Genomic DNA, 1,743 nt, shown 5'->3' with positions numbered 1-1,743 from the left:
TCTTTGTGAATTCTATTAGTGAATACTCGACGATAGATCACAAAATTTTGTGGCTCGTTTGCATAGATAATTAAACTATCTAGTTTTTCCATTTGTGGATCTGTACGCAATATTCTCGACATTGCCTCATTCCTTTCTTTTTCGCTATCAGATACGTCCTTGAGAGATTCAATTCTGATTTTATTCCAATATTCGTGATATACAATAGAAGCCAATTCATCAATATCAATTAGACAACCATCATAAGATTCTACACTTTCAGATTTAGAAAGTTCAAACTTTAAAAGCTCCGTAGCAGGATACTTTTCATTTGCAATTAATTCTCTTATTGAATATGCCCTTAATACTGCTTCCTCATTTTTTGATAATTCAATCAACTCTTCATCAGTTAGTTTGGATTTAAGTAATACCCATTTACGATAAAGTTCGGATTCTTCACAAGCAGAACCTACGCAATCCGAGTGAAAGGAATTTTTGTTCACTATAAAGTCAATAAGCTCTTGACTATCTTGAGAATAACCAAGGCTAACCCAAAAAATTAATATTATTCTAAGTGATTTTTTCATATTGTGCCTAACGTTCTCGTATAACCGTCAGTTACGGGATTAAAGATAGTGTTTTTTGGTTTGGAACAGGCGTTAGCAAATACGAGTGGATTCGGACGTAGTCGAATCCGCCGACCCGAGCACGTAGTGCGAACAGGCGGAGCAAATTGCGGTTATACATTGTTGCCCACAGTTATTTTTCTGCAATACTGTCAATTACAATAAATTTATGCTCAAAAAATGTTTTTGGTCCTATAATACTATCGATTTTCATTCCGTTCTCATCTAATTCAGTCGGTCCCATAAAATATTGCTGATAATATCCACGTAATGTTTTTTCTCCGACAGTTTCATACCATTGACCAAACGTTGCTAAATCTCTAAATTCAGCACCTTTATACCATTTTTGATTTATAGTATCTTTTGTAAGGTCATAAAATGTGTCTAATTTAACTTCCTTTTCATTTGAGAAATCATAATTATAATTATTTTCTTCTCTAGCTAAAAGCACTCTTACATTTGCTGGATGGTCAGTAATTAAATGAGAAAATATTTCAACGTATCCAATTATTGGTTCATTTAGTTTTAGTGTGTCTCTATTGAAATAAATAACATCATATGAAGTAGCTCGTCGATTGACAGTATCGTTTATAAATTCTTTTTGTTTATAAATTGAATCCTCATACCTCCAAGCTAAAGTATCTCCGTTTTTATCTAAATGCCAAATTTGATTTAGTCTCGAATTTCCTTTGAAAGGAAACCATTCTCTTATTTCTCTTATATTACCGTTTTTATCGAACAAAATCCATTTTCCAAATTTTTGCTTTTCATTGAGTTGTTTTCCTCTTTTGAAAATATTTCCGTTTCGATAAAAATAATGAACACTATCAAAATTCTCGTAATGTGTAATCCTTTTAAATTCAGTTTTATTTTTATAATATTCAACCGTTTTATTTTCAGAATTCCGCTTTGAAATGTCATTACAACCTAACAAAAGAATTGTGATTATAAATGTCGGTAGGATTTTTTTCATAATTGTGGGCAACTGTTTCGTGTATGGCCTTCGTTGCGGATTTCAAGTTACGGATTATTCCGAAAACTAAGTTTTTGATTGTAGGAAAAGAAGTTCACTTAACCTACTTGCCGCAATGAACTATACACGTTGTTGTGGTGTCGTTTTTTTTATTTCTATTGTCCA

The 1,743-nt window shown here is 32.1% G+C and carries 2 protein-coding genes; both read right to left on the bottom strand.

The window, feature by feature from the left end; all coding sequences use genetic code 11:
- A partial coding sequence (locus DWA30_RS00665; RefSeq protein WP_136073118.1) for a hypothetical protein occupies positions 1-566 on the bottom strand: 566 nt, incomplete at its 3' end.
- Between the two features lie 172 nt (positions 567-738).
- A complete protein-coding gene (locus DWA30_RS00660) occupies positions 739-1,578 on the bottom strand; it encodes a hypothetical protein (RefSeq protein WP_136073117.1) in 840 nt (279 codons plus the stop codon).
- Between the last annotated feature and the right edge of the window lie 165 nt (positions 1,579-1,743).

It is taken from the genome of Candidatus Ulvibacter alkanivorans, assembly GCF_003333325.1.
In the GTDB taxonomy this organism is placed as follows: Bacteria; Bacteroidota; Bacteroidia; order Flavobacteriales; family Flavobacteriaceae; genus Ulvibacter_A; species Ulvibacter_A alkanivorans.
This window is presented reverse-complemented; position numbering and strand designations above follow the sequence as displayed.